The 20460-nt window shown below is 44.4% G+C and carries 18 protein-coding genes; 10 read left to right on the top strand and 8 right to left on the bottom strand.

Going from position 1 to position 20460, the window contains the following annotated elements; all coding sequences use genetic code 11:
* Positions 1–22: 22 nt before the first annotated feature.
* The 3 genes from FLM53_RS15310 to FLM53_RS15300 form a co-directional block, all read right to left on the bottom strand.
* Positions 23–829 carry an adenosylcobinamide-GDP ribazoletransferase gene (locus FLM53_RS15310; protein ID WP_176681378.1) on the bottom strand — a complete coding sequence of 269 codons (807 nt, stop codon included), beginning with the start codon at positions 827–829 and terminating at the stop codon, positions 23–25.
* A complete protein-coding gene (gene cobT / locus FLM53_RS15305; RefSeq protein WP_176681379.1) occupies positions 829–1857 on the bottom strand; it encodes a nicotinate-nucleotide--dimethylbenzimidazole phosphoribosyltransferase in 1029 nt (342 codons plus the stop codon). The genes FLM53_RS15310 and cobT overlap by 1 nt, the downstream gene beginning before the upstream one ends.
* 70 nt (positions 1858–1927) lie before the next feature.
* Positions 1928–2539, bottom strand: a complete 612-nt coding sequence (locus FLM53_RS15300; protein ID WP_176681380.1) for a flavin reductase family protein — start codon at positions 2537–2539, stop codon at positions 1928–1930.
* A gap of 686 nt (positions 2540–3225) precedes the next feature.
* Between FLM53_RS15300 and FLM53_RS15295 the strand changes: the two genes are divergently transcribed.
* Positions 3226–3921, top strand: coding sequence for an NAD-dependent epimerase/dehydratase family protein (locus FLM53_RS15295; RefSeq protein ID WP_176681381.1), 696 nt, complete (start codon positions 3226–3228; stop codon positions 3919–3921).
* 185 nt (positions 3922–4106) lie between these two features.
* Entirely contained in the window at positions 4107–5480 is a 1374-nt protein-coding gene (locus FLM53_RS15290; RefSeq protein ID WP_123283162.1) for an L-cystine transporter, read from the top strand.
* A gap of 97 nt (positions 5481–5577) precedes the next feature.
* On the opposite strand, the gene FLM53_RS15285 is transcribed toward FLM53_RS15290, so the two are convergent.
* Both FLM53_RS15285 and FLM53_RS15280 read right to left on the bottom strand, forming a co-directional pair.
* Positions 5578–5970, bottom strand: a complete 393-nt coding sequence (locus tag FLM53_RS15285; RefSeq protein ID WP_017629759.1) for a heme-binding protein — start codon at positions 5968–5970, stop codon at positions 5578–5580.
* 9 nt (positions 5971–5979) lie between these two features.
* Complete coding sequence (locus FLM53_RS15280; RefSeq protein WP_176681382.1) at positions 5980–6990, bottom strand: aldo/keto reductase family oxidoreductase; 1011 nt, start codon at positions 6988–6990, stop codon at positions 5980–5982.
* A 141-nt stretch (positions 6991–7131) separates the two neighbouring features.
* Between FLM53_RS15280 and FLM53_RS15275 the strand changes: the two genes are divergently transcribed.
* The 4 genes from FLM53_RS15275 (at position 7132) to FLM53_RS15260 (ending at position 11368) form a co-directional block, all read left to right on the top strand.
* Positions 7132–8016, top strand: a complete 885-nt coding sequence (locus FLM53_RS15275; protein WP_176681383.1) for a LysR family transcriptional regulator — start codon at positions 7132–7134, stop codon at positions 8014–8016.
* Between the two features lie 286 nt (positions 8017–8302).
* Entirely contained in the window at positions 8303–9064 is a 762-nt protein-coding gene (locus tag FLM53_RS15270) for a YdcF family protein (protein WP_176681384.1), read from the top strand.
* A gap of 482 nt (positions 9065–9546) precedes the next feature.
* Positions 9547–11019 (top strand): aerolysin family beta-barrel pore-forming toxin, encoded by a 1473-nt coding sequence (locus FLM53_RS15265; RefSeq protein ID WP_176681385.1) that lies wholly within the window; start codon positions 9547–9549, stop codon positions 11017–11019.
* Positions 11020–11185: 166 nt separating this feature from the next.
* Entirely contained in the window at positions 11186–11368 is a 183-nt protein-coding gene (locus FLM53_RS15260; RefSeq protein ID WP_176681386.1) for a hypothetical protein, read from the top strand.
* Positions 11369–11530: 162 nt separating this feature from the next.
* On the opposite strand, the gene FLM53_RS15255 is transcribed toward FLM53_RS15260, so the two are convergent.
* Positions 11531–12052, bottom strand: coding sequence for a DUF2058 domain-containing protein (locus tag FLM53_RS15255; protein WP_017629753.1), 522 nt, complete (start codon positions 12050–12052; stop codon positions 11531–11533).
* Positions 12053–12453: 401 nt separating this feature from the next.
* Between FLM53_RS15255 and FLM53_RS15250 the strand changes: the two genes are divergently transcribed.
* Together FLM53_RS15250 and FLM53_RS15245 are read left to right on the top strand one after the other, a co-directional pair.
* Positions 12454–13788, top strand: coding sequence for a sphingomyelin phosphodiesterase (locus FLM53_RS15250; RefSeq protein ID WP_176681387.1), 1335 nt, complete (start codon positions 12454–12456; stop codon positions 13786–13788).
* Between the two features lie 39 nt (positions 13789–13827).
* Positions 13828–14775, top strand: a complete 948-nt coding sequence (locus tag FLM53_RS15245; RefSeq protein WP_176681962.1) for a chromosome partitioning protein ParA — start codon at positions 13828–13830, stop codon at positions 14773–14775.
* A 20-nt stretch (positions 14776–14795) separates the two neighbouring features.
* On the opposite strand, the gene FLM53_RS15240 is transcribed toward FLM53_RS15245, so the two are convergent.
* The gene (locus tag FLM53_RS15240) at positions 14796–15830 is read right to left on the bottom strand and encodes an AraC family transcriptional regulator (RefSeq protein WP_176681388.1); all 1035 of its coding nucleotides are present in this window, start codon (positions 15828–15830) and stop codon (positions 14796–14798) included.
* Between the two features lie 170 nt (positions 15831–16000).
* Here FLM53_RS15240 and FLM53_RS15235 point away from each other — a divergent pair, with 170 nt between their 5' ends.
* Both FLM53_RS15235 and FLM53_RS15230 read left to right on the top strand, forming a co-directional pair.
* Positions 16001–17014, top strand: coding sequence for a DUF2804 domain-containing protein (locus tag FLM53_RS15235; RefSeq protein ID WP_176681389.1), 1014 nt, complete (start codon positions 16001–16003; stop codon positions 17012–17014).
* 68 nt (positions 17015–17082) lie between these two features.
* Entirely contained in the window at positions 17083–17931 is an 849-nt protein-coding gene (locus FLM53_RS15230) for a sterol desaturase family protein (protein ID WP_176681390.1), read from the top strand.
* Positions 17932–17959: 28 nt separating this feature from the next.
* On the opposite strand, the gene FLM53_RS15225 is transcribed toward FLM53_RS15230, so the two are convergent.
* Entirely contained in the window at positions 17960–20410 is a 2451-nt protein-coding gene (locus tag FLM53_RS15225; protein WP_176681391.1) for a carboxypeptidase-like regulatory domain-containing protein, read from the bottom strand.
* Positions 20411–20460: the final 50 nt, after the last annotated feature.

Genomic DNA, 20460 nt, shown 5'->3' with positions numbered 1-20460 from the left:
TGCCTCTGAAATCCTGAATGAGTCACATCAAGCCGTTATAAAAAGCAACGGCAAACACAACGTAGATCAGTAGTTCCATCAACTGTTGAGCCGCGCCTAAACAATCACCAGTAAAGCCACCAATGCGTGCAATTAGCCACTTTTTGAAGCTCACTCTAAACAGGTAAGCAATCACAGCTAAAACACACGTAAACGCTAACCCAAACCACAAGCTTGGTAACAGGCCAACCAACATAAGGAAGACAAGTTCACCCTTGGTTTGTTTGTTAGCTAAAGGCTTACTCTTGCTCGTGTCTAAGTCGCTGACATAAGGCATGTCGTAAATAAGGGATGCCGCAATCGCTCGGCTAAAGGTGTAACTCGTCACGATGACCATGAACAATCCAGTCATGCTAACGAGTTCATTAAGCAGAACCCATTTACCTAACAAAGCCATGATCAGCGCAGACGCGCCGTATGTGCCTATGCGACTGTCTTTCATGATGGTCAAGCGGCGTTCAAGTGTCATGCCGCCACCAATACCATCCGCCATATCAGTTAAGCCATCTTCATGGAAAGCGCCAGTGAGCATTAAGCTGAAACTCATCATCAAAAAGATGGCAATCGAGCTTGGTAACACAGTATCAAGCAGTAAGAACAAACCACCACACAAGGCACCAAGCAACAAACCGACTGTTGAGAAATAACGACCAGAACGGTTCATACGCTCTTCTGAATAAGGCGTATTCTTCGGCATCGGCAAGCGAGAAAAGAAGCCCATTGCCAACGAAAAAAGCTCCCATTGATAAGCAGCGCGATCTTTCCAAGATTTTCGTGGCGTATCACTCATTAAACTGTAACTCCGGCGCTCTCGAAGCTCGCCATGTTGTTATAGAACTCAGCTGCCGCTCGGATGATCGGCATAGCTAAAGCTGCGCCCGTGCCCTCGCCTAATCTCAAGCCAAGGTCGAGCAACGGTTCAGCGTCTAGCAACTCTAATAAGATTTTGTGCCCTGACTCTTCAGAGCGATGTGCGAAGATCATGTAGTCACGGCAATTCGGTTCAATTAAGGTCGCGACATACGCAGCGACTGACACGATAAAACCATCGACCAATACAGGAGTTCTGTTTTGATAAGCACCAAGGAAACCACCCACCATTTGCACGATCTCGTAACCGCCGACTTGAGCCAAAACCGATTTAGGATCAAGTCCTTTGCAGCGAGCTACTCCCTGCTCAACCACAGCCACTTTATGAGCTAGTTGTTCGTTATTGATGCCTGTACCTAAACCAACACACTCCGCTGCAGTTCGGTTTGTTAATGCACTTAAAATTGCTGATGCGCTGCTAGTATTACCGATGCCCATTTCACCAAACATGATGATATTGGTGCCATTTGAAATGGATCTAGATACAAGCTCTGCGCCCAATTCAATCCCACGTTCAACTGTTTCTATGCTCATCGCAGCTTCGTTGGCAAAGTTATTGGTTCGTCTACCCAAACGCTGGGAGATCAACATTGGGTTATCAGATTCGATTGGTAACAAAATCCCAGTATCCACAACCGTAATATCGATGTTGTTCACCGCACAAAAACAGTTAATCGCCGCGCCGCCGCTTAAAAAGTTCAATACCATCTGTTGTGTGACGGCACTCGGGGCAATACTCACACCTTCATCAGCAATACCATGATCACCTGCAAAAATGATGATGCTCGGCTTGTGCAATTCGATATGTTCAACCGCAGACTCTTTACCTTGGCTTTGAATCAGAGCCAGTTGATGGGCAACCTTTTCCAGTAAACCAAGAGCGCCTAACGGCTTAGTTTTTTGGTCAATGCGATGTTGGATGTACTGCGAGTATTTTGTATCTAACATAATATTAGTGGCACTTAGATTGAGGAACGGGTTTTAACGATCTTATCCGCTGGAGCTAATTAGTTAACGCTTACTTAGGACGAGCGACAGAGAACACATTGGACAGCGTGGCGTATTCGCCTCCGCCCAGTCGAGATAAAGGATCAAGTGCTAGTGCATCAATCTTCAAGCGTTCGCTCTCTTTATCGATCACACTTTCAGAGATATACACCTGTTCAACTTGAGCAAAGACAAGGCTTTGCGGTACTTCACCGACTTCTTTAACTTCATACAATGTGCAACCAAAAGCCACAGCGCACTCCTTCACTCTAGGTAAAGAAAAACCTTCAAACTCAACCAACTCGATATTATTCGCGGTTACTTCAGACTCACCATGCTCGAGCGTGGCTGCTGTCGCTGTCATCACTTCTGCAGAACTGGCTGACGCAATATGAATGACCAACTTACCGGTTTCAAGGGCATTACGAGTGGTGTCTTTGATTTCGCCCGATGGCTTCTTCCCGACCGATAACATCAGTAGCGGCGGATTGCTGGAAACAGGCGTGAAATAAGAGAAAGGCGCTAGGTTATACTCTTGTTCTGAAGATTCCGTCAATGCCCACGCAATCGGGCGAGGAACGACGGTTTGTGTCATCAGGTGATAAATCTGAGTGGGAGCGAGAGTATCAAACTTGAGGTTCATAGCACGTCCTTGGTCTATGTGAATTACGACTCAGTTTACGTGTTAAGCAAAGCTGTATCTATGCCTAAGTAACAGAAACCTCAGAGAGTGTTCTTAATTTAAACAGTTCCTGACCGTTTTTTCTCAAATTGAGAATCAAAAAGACACGAGTTCAATTCCAAATCCCTGCTAGGACGAAAGATCAACAACTTACGTTTTGGCATCGTTTATGCTTTATATAATGTAACTGACTAACCTCTCCTTAGTGAGTTAAGCAATAAGCTTTTCAATCTCTCTCCATTGTAAAGTTAGAAACAAAGTAAGTTCAGTAAGACGTGACACAAAGTGATTGCCCTCACTTAGCAACAAATAGTCGACTACTAGTAAGAACAAAAGAAAGATTTAGGAGGTGTAATGATTCCAAATTCAAGTAAAAGAAAGCCAAATAAATCCGGTAAGAAAGCTAGCAAAAAGGTAAGGAAAATCCCACTGTCCTTTACCTGAAAAGTAACAAAGCAAATAACAAGCCCGTCGCCCAGCGGGCTTTGTTATGTTTGGAGCTAAATTAATACCGGACTCAGAACTCTACTCTCCAACCACACCATTAACGACCAAGTCTTAGCCCCTCATTTATCAAACTTTTATTAGCTTAAAATTCAAACACTGTTTATATTAAACAAGCACTTGCAAACGGGTTAAGGACAGCTATGAGCATTTCTGGAGACAAAACATCAGTTGTAGTGGCTGGTGCTACTGGGCTAATTGGTCGTCATGTGATGAGCCTACTCATCGATGAACCCGCAGTTGATCATATTTATGCCTTATCACGAAGAGCATTAGATTCACAGTTTCATTCCGACAAACTCCACACGCTCATTCACAGTGATCTGCAAGTCACCAGTTGGGACGATACCCAAGCCACTCCTAACCTCGGAGTTATCTGTTTAGGAACGACCAAGAAAAAGGCAGGGTCGAAAGAAGCATTGCGTAAAGTCGATGTAGAGTTGGTTAGCCATGTGGCTCAATCGATGAAGTTTCTTGGGGTTCAGCGCGTTGCGGTTGTGTCCAGTTACGGCGCGTCCGTTGATTCCTATTCGCACTACCTCAAGTGTAAAGGGCAGATGGAGCAGAACTTAAAACGTATTGGTTTTAAGCAACTGTTCATTGCGCGTCCTGGGCCATTAGTTGGCGAGCGAGAAGAACCAAGAGCCGACGAAAAACTGCTACAAAGCATCTTTCCTCTGCTGTCGCCATTTATGTTTGGCAAATTCAAAAACCTGCGTCCGATTCAGTCGAAAGACGTAGCACAAGCCATGTTGTTCCGATTGTTCGAAAATAATTTCCAAAATATCGAAATTTACTCGTCAAGCGACATGCTTAATTTATTGGCAAAATATCGCTAAAAAGCTCATCTATTCACCACAATGTTGGATATCCACTCATTCTATTCAGTGGATATTACCTATCGTTCTATTTAATTACTTTTCCTTATTTTACGTTTTGTTACAGGTCGCTACTGTAGCTAACAGTATTTGCGCCCATATATCTAAGCGCCCTATCGATTTAAAGAAATTCATAAGGAAAACAAATGTCATTTTCAGCTATCGCTGCCTTAGCGGTATTTACTGGTATCCTCTTCTTTCTCTACGGACAGCAGAAAAAAGAAAACACATTATCGCGCTTAGTTCTATTAGGTTTAGTTTTTGGTAGTGCTTTCGGCCTAGGTCTTCAGCTGCTATTTGGTGAAGGCAACCCGGTTATTAAAGAAACGCTAGACTGGGTAAACATTGTTGGTCGTGGTTACGTTGGCCTACTGAAAATGGTGATCATGCCATTAGTATTGGTTTCAATGATTGCTGCGGTAGTGAAGCTTGAAAAAGGCGGTTCACTGGGCAAAATCTCTGGCATCACAATCTCTGTATTGTTAGCAACCACAGCGATTTCTGCGATTGTTGGTATTGTCGTAACTCAGGCATTTGGTCTATCTGCTGAAGGTTTGACAGAAGGTGCTCGTGAAACAGCACGTATCGCAACACTAGAAAGCCGCATTGGTACGGTTTCTGACTTAACGATTCCACAAATGCTGGTTAGCTTCATTCCAACCAACCCATTTGCAGACCTAACGGGCGCTCGCTCTACGTCTATCATCGCGGTTGTTATCTTTGGTGTGCTAACGGGTATTGCTGCTCGTAAAGTAATGGCAGAGAAAGAAGAGCTAGAATCTCCAATTCGTACGTTCGTTGAAGCGGCTCAATCTATCGTGATGCGCTTGGTTAAGATGATCATGGCACTAACGCCATACGGCATCGCAGCATTAATGGCGAAAGTAGTAGCAACATCAAGCGCTTCTGACATCTTAAGCCTACTCGGTTTCATCGTAGCGTCTTACGTTGCAATTCTACTGATGTTCGTTGTTCACGGTGTGTTGGTTTCTTTTGTTGGTGTAAACCCGAAAGAGTACTTCCAAAAAATCTGGCCTGTTCTAACGTTCGCTTTCACTTCGCGTAGTTCTGCAGCAACGATTCCACTGAACGTTGAAGCTCAAATCACGAAGCTAAACGTGCCACCAGCAATTGCTAACCTATCTGCATCTTTCGGTGCGACAATTGGTCAAAACGGTTGTGCGGGTATCTACCCTGCAATGCTAGCAGTGATGGTTGCACCTACGGTTGGTATCGACCCAATGGACATCAACTTCATTCTTTCTCTGATTGCAATTATCACAGTAAGCTCATTCGGTATCGCAGGCGTGGGTGGCGGTGCAACGTTCGCGGCACTTATCGTACTTCCAGCGATGGGTCTTCCTGTAACGATTGCAGCACTGCTTATCTCTATCGAGCCACTTATCGATATGGCTCGTACAGCGCTTAACGTATCTGGTGCGATGACAGCCGGTACAATCACAAGTCGCCTATTAGGTAAGAAAGACAAGCAACAAGATCTGGAACAAGCGAACGCTTAGTTCTGAATCAAACAGCTCGACCAACAAAAAACCGATGCCTGTGCATCGGTTTTTTATTATCTGGCTTATGTCAGAGCCACTGTGTAAACAGTAGAACTTAAAGCACTAATCGAATTACTTTCTCAGCTAATGCTTCATCGTCGTCTTCACTCAATCCGCTGATACCAATAGCGCCAATCACCTGCCCTTGATGTTCAATTGGAACACCACCTTTGAAGCCAGTGATCTTTGAATCGGTCCAGTAACTGAGGTCTTTGCCTGTTTCTCTTGCCCAAGCGCCCAAGTTACCACTCGGTTGTCTGTCTCTAGCAGAGGTATAAGCTTTATTTTGTGCCAACAAACCCGCTTGCACGCTAACGTTGTCCATTCGGGAGAACGCCAGCAGTTCACCATGTGTATCACATACACTCACAGCGATGGCTTGGTTGTTGTGCCCTGCGATGTCGAGTGCGCTGTACACGAGTTGCTGTACGATTTTTTGATTCAACATATTCATCCCCTATGGCAACGCCTGACCACGTGAGTACACGTATAAGTTGTACCACTCTTCACGAGTGAGATTAATCTGAGTCGCAACCGCAGACGCCTTAATTCGATCTAGGTTAGTGGTGCCAATAACAGGTTGAATACCAGCAGGGTGACGAAGTAAAAACGCCAACACAATCGCTTCACTTTCTAAGCCATATTGATTGGCTAACTGCGCGACATAATGCGCGGTCTTTTTCACGTTCTCGTGTTCTGAATACAAGCCTTGCTCTGCAAAACGACCTTGTGCCAAACAGCCCCAAGCTTGCAATTGAATGCCCTTCATTTGGCAATGCTCAAGCGTGCCTGCAGCAAAATCAGATTGATGATGCCCTTGCGAGTTAATCATCACGCCGTCATTAAGCCAATCAAGCTTTGCCAAGCTCATTTCAATTTGGTTCGCGACAATAGGCTGGCCAAGCGCCGATTGTAGGTACTGAATTTGGTGACTGTTCATGTTAGACACACCGAAGAAATCCACCTTACCCTGAGCTTTCAGGTTCTCAAGCGTTCTTGCCAGTTCATCCAACTCCATTAACGGATCAGGGCGATGCAAAAGCAACACGTCGAGCTTTTCTGTATTCAGACGGTTCAGAATGCCTTCTACTGATTGCCCAACCCAATTTGCAGAGAAGTCATAACGGCCCACGTTACCTTCACCCTCAAAGCGGATACCACACTTGGATTGAATGAACATCTGATCGCGTAATTCAGGGGCTTGTTGTAACGCTTGACCAAAAGCTTGCTCTGCCTTACTGAAAGTATAAATGTCAGCATGATCAAACAAGTTGATTCCCGACTCCAGTGCTGTGTCAATTACGCTGCGTGTTTGAGCTACATCCGCAGTCGTTACTGGGTTGTCGTTCCAGCCACCTCCAAGTCCCATGCATCCATAGGCGATTTGCCCAACACCTTCTAGATGGTTTGATAGTGGGATGTTCTTTTGATTATCGTTTTTGTTTGTTGAATCAATGCTGTTCGTCATACCTGATCTCGCTTAGAAGGTTTGAAGCCAATAAATATGCCTCTATCATATTGTTCTTTTTAAAAAACAGAATATGCTATTTACGAAATGATTGTTTGGTATAGCGAACAATAAAATTAACAGCTTTGAAGGAATACGCGAATGAACGAGCACAAAAGAATAGAACGTTTGATCCTATTTGTAGAACTTGCTCAACAACTTAACTTTACCAAGGCAGCGGAAAAGCTTGGCATATCCAAGAGCTACCTTTCAGAGCAAATCAAACGACTAGAAAGCGATTTACAGTGCCCACTGCTTGTAAGAACCACGCGCAGTGTTCGACTAACCCAAGAAGGCGAACGCGCACTACAACAAGGCTTAACGATTCGTTCGCAAGTATTGCAGCTTGAGCGCAGCGTTTCCGAGCAACATGACATCGTAAAAGGCACTTTACGCCTTACCGCACCAAAGATGTTTACAGAGGTGTTCCTGTTCGATATCTGCCAGCAATTTAGACAGCAATACCCTGAGGTTCGCTTTGACATTAATAGCAGTTACACCAACTTTAATCTCAACCAAGATGATATCGATATCGCCTTTCGTGCCACCAATACCCCACCAGATAACATGATCGCGAAACGATTGATTACCTATCAGCACGATTTGGTTGCAACTCCCGGATATCTTGACCAATTTGGTCGCCCCACCAGCGTGAATGATTTAAGCAACCATCAATGTTTAGCGACACTGCATCAAACCGAGTGGCCTTTAAAATCGGCGAATATCGATGTGTCAGGCTGGCTCTCAAGCAATGACAATCACTTACTCAAGCAACAAGCCATGGTAGGAAGCGGTATTATTCGTATCGCAAGTTATTACGTTGACAAAGAAGTAAAGCGTGGTGAGTTAGAGCGAGTATTATCTGACGAGTGCCTACAACAAGGGAACAGTATTTATCTGTTCTATCCTCAAGTCATTTACCCTGCTAAAAAGCATCAAGTGTTTATTAAGTTTGTTCAGAATTACTTTGAAAATTTGAATCGATAAATGATGGGTAGCGATTGAAGGCAAGCGAAAGTAAGTGATTTAAATAACACGAAATAGGGTTTAAATAATATCTTCGGTTTATATACCTATATTTTAAGTGGAATTATTGAACAATAATAAAGCGCTTTTAGTCGTGCTCCGATTAGTTATCTTATTTAATCGTAATAAATCGTGCATTTGTTCAATAATACAATGAGTTAACTATGAAGCATCATCATGATTGATATATGATGCAACACCTCAATATGCTGCATCAAATTGACACCAGTTCGGTAACGGGATCACCATGAGCTTTATTATACTTTTACTTCTTCTACTCTTCGTTTTCATAACACGCTTACTTCAATGGCGAGCAACTTCCACTTTTTTGTCTCTTGTTCTCATATCGTCATTTGTGTTGATTGGTTCAGGTTTTATCCCTCGCTATTTATTAGATGACCTGCAAGCGAATTACGAAAGTAAGCCAAATATCCAATGGTCAGATAATAATGCGATTGTTCTTCTGGGTGCAGGAACGCAGTTAATTAAAAGTACACAAGAGTTCGAGCCAGCCTTTTTCTCTTATGGCCGAATCAGTGAAACGGCAAGCCAATATAAAGAGTGTGCAAAAACACAAAATGCATGCAAAGTGATCATCAGTGGTGGTGACGCTCAGAATAACGGTGTCACAGAGGCTGAAGTTTACGAGCAACAACTGCTTAGACTTGGCGTCCCAATGGACGATCTTATCCAAGAGCCAAACAGCGTCAACACTTGGAAAAATGCGCAACTGACCAGCGACCTGATGAAACATCACCAATTCGACAACATTGTGCTGGTTTCATCTGGCCTGCACATTCGCCGTAGTGAACTTTACTTCAACCACTTTGGATTGAACGTGATTCCGGTAAGAGCCGATTACATGGCAGCTCAAATTTCATGGCTGCCACTGTGGTATAACTTTGCGGTAACAGACTTTGCTCTGCACGAACAAATCGGGTTTGCTCGCTACAACATCTACAACTTTATGGGCTGGAATAGCAAACGTGAAAAGCCAGGGGATGCTTAATCGCGTCCAATTAACTTAACTCGATCGATACATAAAAATGCAGCAACAATCGAAAGGTTGTTTGCTGCATTTTTTGATCCTGCCTATCACAACATCCTTTCTTATTTAGGCTTACGCCTCCACTCTCCATCCCGTAAACAATAATTCTTTCTAATAAATCTTGCTGACCTATTTTTCCAAGCCATACACTTAATAACAAAGTTACAGAAACACAAACGTTCAACAATTAACCACCCATTAATTGGATGGTTGAAAGTAATTGAAATCAATCAAGATAAGTCTTTATCAAACGACAAGTTGATCAGTACAACCCTCTGATATATATAAGTATTTATTTTCAATTCATTTCAGTACTTTTGGCTTTGTTTTATATGACAGAGTACACCCCGCTAGAGATCCTCGGCTTTAAACAATACTCATAACAACACATATAAATCGCATCTAAAAACAATAGCCAAATAATGGCACCTAGGAATTTATTCATGCTCAACGTCAGTAAAACCATTCTATTTAGCACTGCCCTATCGTTAATACCTTTGACGGCTCATTCAAAAATATATTCAGACCAAATTGTCTTAGACAAACTTGGGGAGGATGTGTGTCGCTCCGACTATCGCCCACTAACACATACCGAAGCACAAGAGCACAAAACAGCGCTTATCTCTCGCATGAACGTGTGGGATATAGCAGGCCTTCAAGATAACTGGGTAATCATGGGCTCAGGCTATCACGGCCTCATTAAACAAGACCAAGACAGCGACGACACATGGTGTTATCCCAACCACCCAGACGCAGGTTTGCCTTACTATCAAGAACAGGCCATTGAAGAGCACAACAACGTTGAGGTTCAACGATCCTTAGTCAGCGATAATGCGAGCTTTATTCGCCCATTAAGTTACTTAGCACATAACCTTGGTTACGCTTGGGTTGGCGGCGACAACGGACGCTACGTCGGCCAAGATATGGGAATCAAACAACTTAACGATGGCTGGGAGATAAAGGGCAACAGCGATGGTTCATGCTCTGGCGAACGCTGTGACGAAAAAACAACAATCAGGGTGGATAACTTCTCTTACACACTTGATAGCACAGCATTCTCGCATGGTGAGGTTAACGAACCAGAACAAGCGCTGATTAATACCGTGTCGGCTTACGCGATTAATGACGGCGATGAACCAAAGCAGATCATCGTTGACCTTCATTTCGAGCAATCCACCCAGTGGCGCAAAACCAACAACTTTGACCTCTCAGAATCAGTAACGATCAACGAGAACTTTACTTGGCCTCAGGTTGGGAAAACAGATGTAACGGTAGTGCTTGAACAAGACCAACGTTTCTCTGACACCAACAATGGTTCTCGCTCTGAACCCACAGAGCGACAAGCCATCATTACAGTGCCTGCTAATTCTGTTTTGCCGTTTAGAGTCGAGTTTTATCGCTCAAGTATCTCTTACCCGTACCGCATCAAAGCGAACGTGAGCTACGACGTCAATTTCACCGGCTTCTTACGCTATAGCGGCAATGCACTAAGTTCACACCCAACAAACCGCCCAACAATCTCACACACCTTCACCATGGGTGCTAACAGCGAAGAACAAGCGAACATTCGCTATCAATGGGATCACCGTTATATTCCTGGTGAAATGAAATGGTGGGATTGGAGCTGGGCGATTAACGCGAATGGCTTAAACAGCATGCAATATGCCGCGGGAGCAAGTGTGCGCCCCTTCTGCACTCACGTAACAGGCCAGTTTAGCGCTGAGTCTCAATATTCAGGTATGATCGATATTGGCGAGCAGCACCCAGTGGATTCATTTGATGTTATAGCAACGCTTGGTGACCACACAACCTACCACGCTGGTGAGATTGAGGTCGTGACTGACTTCGACCCAGAAGCTTTAGCACAACTTGGGTACCAAGATGCTCAACTGATGATTAACCCTGTTCAGCAATAGTTGGATTAAGCTTTAGATTCCTCTTGATGACTCAATAATGGCTAACATGCGTCTAATCATCACGTTCTCGAATGGGTTAACACTGACTTAAAAGTGAAATCACAACGACACAAAAGTTTGAGTTAATGAAGCCGGCTAAAGACAGAGATCCCTAACAGGAGGAGCTATGAAATACTGTCCATGTTGCTCAACAGAGCTCATCTCACGAGATGATGTACACATTTGTCCACGTAACGAAATCGGTGACTGCTATTTTGACGGGTATGAGCAATCTCATATTGAATATCATCAGCTCAAAGACTACCCACAAGATTCAGCGTTCGATACTGCCGAGATTATTGCTGATTAACGCTTAATACGAGAGAAAATTTAAAACACATCTCAATTAAAGAGCGTAAGCACACTGACATGTCGGCTAAAATTAAAAGGCCCTGATGGTACTACCATCAGGGCCTTTTATGATCTTTCTACGCCATAAAGTACAGCGGATCCAGAAGTAATTAGTTAACCATTACCACATTAGATCATCTGGGATCACGAAATCTTTGTACGGGTCATCTTCGTCTACTTCATCAGATGTTGCTGCTTGAGTATCAACGATTGACTCTTCATCGCGCATCGCAATCTTGTTCGCTACAGATGTTGGGATAACAACATAGCTCTCGCCTTGACGTGCAATACTTAAGATACCTTTACTTAGTTGCTTTTGAGTCAGCTCTTCTACGTATAGGTATTTCACCAAAGTACCATCGGTGAAGTTATATTTGATATCGCCATCTTTTGATTCGATTTTGTTCATCTCAATCAGCTGTTTCACTTGAGCTTTGATTTCTTTGCTCAACTGTTGGTCTTTCAGCTGTTGGTTTAACTCTTTATCTTTCGCTTGCTGCGCCAGTTTGGTTTCTTCTGCTGCCGCTTTTGCTTCACGAGCTTGAACGCGAGACTTTTTCGAGCCTTTCTTCGCCTTCTTTAATTTTTTCTCATTTACCAAGCCAGCTTTAAGCATCTGCTCTTGGAGTGTTAACTTTGCCATGACTTTCCCAGTTCAGGATTAAAAACGGCACCATCATACCTTTTTTTGAGGTATCTGTTTACTGAACAATGGCAAAATTTCTATTGATAAAGCTAGGCTGCCAGCGTTATCTCTTATCGTAAATCACAGTATCCACATGTGACTACTTTCCGACCTATGATTTCACAAAGAACACACCACCAATAACCAACCTAAAGCTTGAAAGTGTTCCTCCTTTGTTTGCGTGCGCGCGTATCACTTATCATTCCGACAAAGCAATATGTTAGTTTTCAATGATTAATGGAATTTATAAAACCATGGCATATATCTAATATTTGGATAATTCTGATAGAGTTATAACTCCAATGTCATAACTCTTTACTACGTTATTCTTTAAATCAATCAGTAAGGATAACGTGAAAATGAAAACTCAATGGACTTGCCTGAGTGCATTACTTGCATCAGCTTCATTCATTTCAACCTCGGCAATTGCAGATACCGATGTGTACCTGACCAATAACACCAACCAAGTGATGACGATTCAAGCCAACCATACTGGAACTGATCTACTTCAACTTGGCGACGAGTGGCAACAACATGTTGAGCAGATTGGCCCGTGGGAAACGAAGAAGCTGATCAGTTTTAATCGTTGGACAGGCGTAAAATCCGGCAAGACGTACGAGTTTGACACCGTAATATCGAACTCTATTGGCGAAAGCATCACGCTCAATCAAACCATGAAGGGGCACTGGTACAACTCAACACTACAACACGGTTTGAGCGCGGCAGACGTCGACTTAACACTGCATGATGATCGTAATATTCATCGTAGCTCGACCAATGCTTTTGATGTAAACACTGAGCTTGCCTTCAAAGCTGACAACACCGCTCGCTACGATGATATTTACTACACCATCACTCCACAAAAAGTAGATGAACAGCCAGAGCCAGACGCCAACACACTGAAAGTCATGACCTACAACATCTGGGCCCTCCCCGCTATCGCTTCTCACATTGGTGATCGTTACGACCTCATCCCTCAATACGTTAAGGGCTACGATGTGTTAGCGCTTCAAGAAGTGTTTGCCAACGGGCGAGATGAGTTCTTACGTGAACTCGCAAAAGAGTATCCTTACCAAACTAAAATGCTCGATAAAGATGGCATCAACATCTATGACGGCGGCGTGATCATTGTGAGCCGCTACCCTATCGTCAACGAGGCACAGTACGTATTCCCTGATTGTACGGGCACAGATTGTTTTGCCGATAAAGGCGTGAATTACGCTGAGGTCATCAAAAATGGTCAGGCTTACCATGTGTTTGGTACGCACACCGCCTCATTCGATACGGACACGGCGCGCGACTACCGTCAGCGTCAATTTAAACAGATGCGTGAGCTCGCTCAATCGCTGAACATACCATCCTCTGAAACGGTGATTTACAGCGGCGATTTCAACGTGAACAAGCTTAAGTTCCCAGGTGACTACCAACAGATGTTCGCCAACCTGCAAGCCACTGAGCCTGAATACTCAGGTTATACCGCTTCGACCTTTGATCCTCGCATCAATAACTTTGCTGGTGAACCTATGTCTGGCGGGGAAAACGTCGAATACTTAGATTACGTGGTGGTGAGCTCGGAATACGCGCAAAAAGCTCACAACAATAACCGTGTTGATGTTCCTCGCTCTACCAGCAGTGAATTATGGAAGCACTACAACCTTTCAGACCACTTCCCTGTTAGTGCTGTCATCAAGTAGCGCGGTGAACGGATAATGCATCGAGTTATATTAATCCTAATGCTCGTCGCTGTGACGAGCATTGTTGGCTACTCATGGTCATCAAAATCGATTGAAACACCGCAATCTTCTGTCCAACACACAGAAGCAAAACAGCGGGTTTCTAAAACGATTGATGAAGATAGTCCCACACCAAATACGGCAAGCTTTTCAGGCAATCGCGTTTCGCAAAGCAAACAAGTCCAAGCTGACAACCTGCATGGAAAAGCGTATGCAGAAAACCTAATTGACCTTGAAGGTAAAGCGCTGTTAGATGAGCTCAATGAGTTTTGGATGCTTTGCCAACAAGTGGGCAATTGCACTGAACAACTCGCGCAGTTGAAAACTGAGTTACCGATGGAATGGTTTGAACTATTAAGTGATTACCCAAAGCTTTCTGCCGATTGGCGAGCAAGGGAAAGCACAATCCCACTCGAATCTGTAGACTCTTTAGAAGCGCGTGTTGAGATGTTTAAGCAGTCTGCACAAGAGGTATGGGGAGAGTTAGCCCACCAGCTGTTTGCCGACCAATTTGCGCATTTGGATTTTACGCTTAGCGCAAACACGCTTGAGGAAATCGAACCCACCGAGTTTGTCTTACATTTCCAAGATTTGCTCTCGGAATGGGAAAGTAAATCGGGAACGTTAAACGCAGAAACTCCAGCTCAACAATACGAGCTTGCTGTCTCGCTGCTGCCTAACAGCTATAGCTCTACTGAATTAGCGACTATCAAAGCTGAACTTCAAGAAACATATTTGGATGCAGCACAGGCCGATAATATCGCCGCGCGTGAACAACAAGTGGCGCAACAACAGAAGACTGTGATGACGTATCACGAACTACTGGCTCAATTGAAATCGACCTTAGACTCTCAACGTTCTGCAAATCATGCTAATTGGGATACACAACAATGGAACGACTACTACCAACAGCAAATAACAGAATTTCGTGAGCAGTTCTTTGAATAATATAGGTTCAGACAATCAACCTAAGTTAGACCGTCACGAAACTGCGCGGGCGTTTTACTCAGCCACCCTTTAAAAGCCCTTCTGAAATTTGCAGGATCGCTATAGCCAAGCCTTTCACCGATGTCATCAATACTCATGCTTGTGCCGAGTAATAACTCTTTGGCTAATTCGACCCGAACTTCAGTAAGTAATGCTTGATAACTGGAATTATGAGAAACCAGTTCTCGTCTGAGTGTGCGAGAACTGCAACCGAACTCTACTGCGAGTTGCTCTATAGTCGGGAAGCGACCTGCAGTTTGATAAAAGATCGTTTTGATCTGATTCATTATTAGATGCTCAGAGTCCAACGTCTCCACTATCGACTGACAAGAAGTGAGGTAACGTTTTAGCGTTGCGGCATCATGGGTGGCTAATGTTTGTGATAAAACCGAGGCGTCAAATCGCAGCTCACAAGCGTTGTCTCCGAACGTCACCGGACACTGAAAGCGTTCATCATAGAGCTTGGCATAACTTGGTTCAGCATAAGGGAAAGACAACGCTTTAATTGCCAATGCATCGCCAGTTAATTCTTGGAACAAAGAGAGGATTGAGCTTAAGAAATATTCGTTGCAGAACGGAAGTAGATCCCCCACCTCCAAGGTGTTTTCAATTTGAATTACCGCGTGTTTATCATCAACAATCAGCTTAACCGAGAAGATAGGCCCGTTTAAACGCAGGTATTTAAAGCCCGATTTAATAGCCTCGCCTACATTCTGACTGGTCGACAGTGCGTAACCCAAAACACCGAAGTGGCTCAAGCTGGCATGCTCTCCCAACCATAAGCCCAAACCATCGTGTGGAAAGCTCTGGTTAGCCGCACTGAAGATGGACAGTTTATCCGCGTAAGTTAGCTTCCCATTTGGGTTTTGCCAATCTAAGCTTTCTAACCCGGCACCAGCAAGCAGTGTTTCAATATCCACGCCTCTTTGCGCCAGTGTATTCAGTAACAACGCGACATCCAATGTGCCCAATTGGTGGCGATGCTCCGTTGGCATGTACTCCGCGATAACTTCCAATTAAATTCCCCTATACTGAACCTATTCCCACATTCATGACCATACAGCTTCAACAGCCCAAGCTAACAAAATCGTGATTGATAACCTGCTCCTGTCCGATTATGACCTCCCAATTCTACGCTACTCGTCGCACAATGCTGCTAGTTGTTAAATTTATGTGAACCATCGCAATGATAAAAACCATCCCGTCTCCACACAGTTTGATTAATTCTAATGGTCAACCGACGATTGGGCATTTCGATGGCATCCCAAAACATCTCAACATAGAAAAGTTCGACTATCGAAACACCATGGATACCAAAGCCAACCCGTGGCAAAAACACTTCCATTACAAGCAATTTCAATTTGTCAGCATTGTTACCGAGACTCACATAATCGGCGTAGCCATTGCTGACATTCGTTACCTGAGTTCGGCGTTTTGTTACGTCTACGACATCGAGAATAACGAGTTAGAAGAGAGCTCATGGTTACGCCCACTGGGGTTTGACAAACAAGCAACGAACTCCCCGTTAGAAGGCATCACACACATCGCAGGGCAAAGCATTGTGTTTGATATTGAGGACGGAAAATGGAAAGTGTCACTCAACACGAAACTTATCAAAGCCAAGGTTTGCCTGGAGCCAGAAAGCGACAGCTTACCCATGGCGATGTGCAGCCCAACGGGTTACTCGGGGTGGACCTACACACAAAAGCATAACGCGTTAAAAGTAACGGGCAGCATTGAGATTAACCAACAACCTATTTCCTTAGACCAAGCTCGTGCTGGGTATGATTTCTCAGCGGGATACATGAGACGTGAAACTAGCTGGCGCTGGGCAAGCATCAACACACAATCCAATAAGACCGATATTGGCCTCAATCTCGCAGCGGGTGTCAATGAAACCGGAGGATGTGAAAACGTATTGTGGATAAATGGCACCAGACACTTGCTCAATACGGTGCAGTTTACGTTTAGTCGCCAAGACACGAATCTACCTTGGAAGATAACCTCGCAAGATGGTCGTATTAACCTGACTTTCACCCCTCTCAACAAGCGCAGTGAAAAACTCAATTTATGGCTGCTGAAGAGTAACTTCCGTCAGTTTGTCGGTCACTTTTCAGGTTCGATTCAAGACAACAATGGCATCACTCACCAACTCGATAATGTTCTCGGCCTGACCGAAGATCATTTCGCTCGTTGGTAATACATTCCAGTGCTGGTTCTCAAATGCAGCTGGCTCTTAAATACAGATAGTGGAGATAGGAACAACAAATGAACATCGACGCATTAATCAATCACCCAGAATGGCTACTATTGGTCTTGGCTCCGTTGTTCATGATCTGTATGTTGGCCGAATATTTCATTGGTCAGAAGCAAGGCCAATTGCCAGACAATTCAAGTTACAAGCTATCGGAAGTCATGTGTAACTTCACGCTAGCAGGCATGCATCAACTCTCCGATTTGTTAACCGGGCTGCTGATCGTTCAGCTCTATCTGTGGTTGTTTGGTTGGCGCTTAATGGATATTGAAATGGGCGTGTTGAGCTTCATTGTATTAATGGTTCTACAGGACTTTTTCTACTACTGGTTCCATAGAGCAAGCCACCGAGTACGCTGGATGTGGGCAGCGCACGTAGCCCACCACAGTTCGGAACGCATGAACTTCAGTACCGCATTTCGCCAAAGCCTAATGTACCCACTTGCAGGGATGTGGCTATTTTGGGTGCCACTCGTCATCATAGGTTTCGACCCTAAATGGGTGATCTTTGTGGTACTTCTGAATTTGGGGTTACAATTCTTTGTGCATACTCAGTGGGTACGAAGCCTAGGTCCTCTGGAATACCTTTTTAATACCCCATCCCACCACCGTGTTCATCACGGCAGAAACCCGCAATACATTGACAAAAATTACGCGGGCGTTCTTATTATCTGGGACAAGTTATTTGGGACGTTTGAACCGGAAGTGGAAACAGTGCGTTACGGCGTCACTAAGCCTGTGGAGAGTTTCAACCCGATAACGGTGACCTTTCAAGAGTGGAAAACCATATTCAAAGATCTGCGAAACCAAACGCTAACCATGAAGCAGAAAGTGAAATTAATGCTCTCACCACCTTCTGACTAAATAGCCTACATAAAATAGATTGTTCATCCTAGTACACTTTATGGAAGTCGATAAAATTAAAGGTGAGATCGCTTACCCAAAAGTCCCCATCCAAGTCGGCACCTTGAACGTATCTTTTGTCGCCCATCTCTAAGGTGATAATGTACTTTCCAGCGATCAGCCCCTCTACCATGTAAAAACCGTCACTCTCGATTTCGCTCGAATATTCCGTTCCTTTCTGAATATGTTTGAAGTGCAGATACGCATTGCTCTCGATAGCGCCCTCCACTGTGCCATCGACCCCAAATGACACCACCATTTCGATGTTCGCATGAGTTAATCCAACCTGCTTGGTATTAACAAACACAGGGTTTTGAATCGGTGTGAGATTCAGGTCTAGTGCCCCTTCATCAATATAGATAGGCAGATTGCTTCGAGCGGGAACACTCGAAAATTCAAAACGCCCTTTTGCATCACTCACCGCACGTTGGTCGAGTATCTGCAGGCTCACTCCAGATATGGGTTGCTTGTGGTGATCATAAACAACCCCAGTCAACTTAGAATGATTGTATCGGTTCCATTCGACAAACTCACCGATGTCCTCATCGAAGTAGGTTTTAGCCCCAAATTCCGTCGTCATTTCCACGCCGTATTGGTCCTCTGTTCCTTCCAACTTAAACAACAGATAAGGATTCACACGCGCCTCTAAAGAGGCAGTAAAAGATACATCTTGTTTCTGGTAGCGAGCAGATACGTTGGTGGTGAGTTCTTGGAATACATTAAGAGGATCAAGTACACACTCTTTACATGCATTTCTTAAAGAGAGCTCTGTGCGTTCATGATGACCAGAGCCATTAACCGTGCCAGAGATGTTCCACGAGGTATCAGAAAAACCACTTTTGGCGAGCTCGACTGTGTGTAAGTAGGTATCTTCATGGCTGTCCTTTGCGTATTGATAATCGCCTGCATAAGAGAGAAACAGATTGCTCGACACTTTGGCGTTCACTTTTGGCTCGACACTAAGCTCGTCTTCATCGTCTCTCACCGTTAAAAAGGCCGTGAGATTTGCAAGCGACAAGTTGTATTTGAATACGTCATACTCCATCGACTCTGAATCCAGTTCATCAGTTTTATTGAGCTCGATTGACGCAGATTGGTCGCCGCCGAGTAAGATATCAAATTCCATTGGAAACCGATTAAAGTCGGGCAACCAACCGATATGACCTGCAAACCAATGTGTCGGTAAATATCGTCCCTGAAAGCCAACCAAGTCCTTGCCATGTTGCCTCCTAAAAGCGCTACCCACAGTAAAGTAATCAGCAAGTCCATACTCCAGAGACACAGCGCCCGCTCTGTCTGCACCTTCATTCCCAACCACCTCAACGCCCCACTCGTTTCGTGGCAAAAAAGCATCTTCTAAACCGGCGACGGTAATCTCTTCTTCCTGCCAAACACCTTTCGATAGGTAGTAGCGAAACTTAATGGTGTCACCGGGTGAAATGTTGTCTTCTTCAACAACAAAGCGTCCAAACTCATCAGAACGATACGTAGTTTGATAGATGCCATTAACCAATACATCGATGCTGATATTGGGCTGAGTAGTACGTTCCAGTTGTAAGTTGCCAAACTCTGGCTGACGTTTTCGGTTGGTGTAATAAAGCCCATCTTCGAGTGTTTGATTGACGGTAAATACGCTGCCATCTAACAGCACGTGCCCAATTTCTAGTGAACCTTCTCTATCATGTGCTTCAACCGCAATGTTGTAATAGACAATGGGCTGATCTTCTCGCGAATCAATAGACAAGCGAGATAAGGAGTGTTCGGTGCTTAGGATGGTGTCGGAAATGGCGTAAACATCGCCGCCGGTTTCACTGTCGTGGTAAACAGAAGCCGCGACTCTTGTTGCCAAACCCACGGTCGCAAGTGGCTCTATGGCCGGAGTATTACTGGCTCGCTTCAACTCTTCTGCTTTTTTACGGGATTCATTTTTGATCTTAGAGATCACCGCTTCCAACTCGGTTAACGAGCTGAACTCAGGAGAAACGGTTAGCCGATAGTCATCAATGTCCCATCGGACTTTGGCGGGAATACAGGCTTGCAAGCTGTACCAATGAATGTAGGTTTCCGAGTCAATCACTTCAAATTTGATTAACTGGATATTGTTGTCATCGCGATAACAGACGGCTTGCTCGGTATCGACAATATAAGGAGGAGACTCTCGCCCAACATCTTGCGGCAAGTAGATCTCACAATAGCCGTTGTCATCGCATTGCCCATTCATCTCTAACAGAGAAAACGCGGCATTTGATATCGAAATAAACGGCTCTTCGTAATCATCCATCATGACACGATAGAAACTATCGCCAACTTGCCCGACTCGAACTTCGATATGAGCTGGATAAAGTTCAGTCGCCTCGTCTTCCCTTTCTGGCTGCGAATGAGCGACAAATGGAAACAAGGAACAGAGCAAGGCAACTCGACAAACCAAATGTTGAAACATGGATGTTGTCGTCACTCAGTCGAGTGCGCAATCACTGTTAACACACAGTT

The sequence above is a fragment of the Vibrio sp. Scap24 genome (genome assembly GCF_013394185.1).
GTDB classification, from domain to species: domain Bacteria; phylum Pseudomonadota; class Gammaproteobacteria; order Enterobacterales; family Vibrionaceae; genus Vibrio; species Vibrio pomeroyi.
Note: the sequence above shows the minus strand (reverse complement) of the source record. Positions and strands in the feature narration are given on the sequence as shown.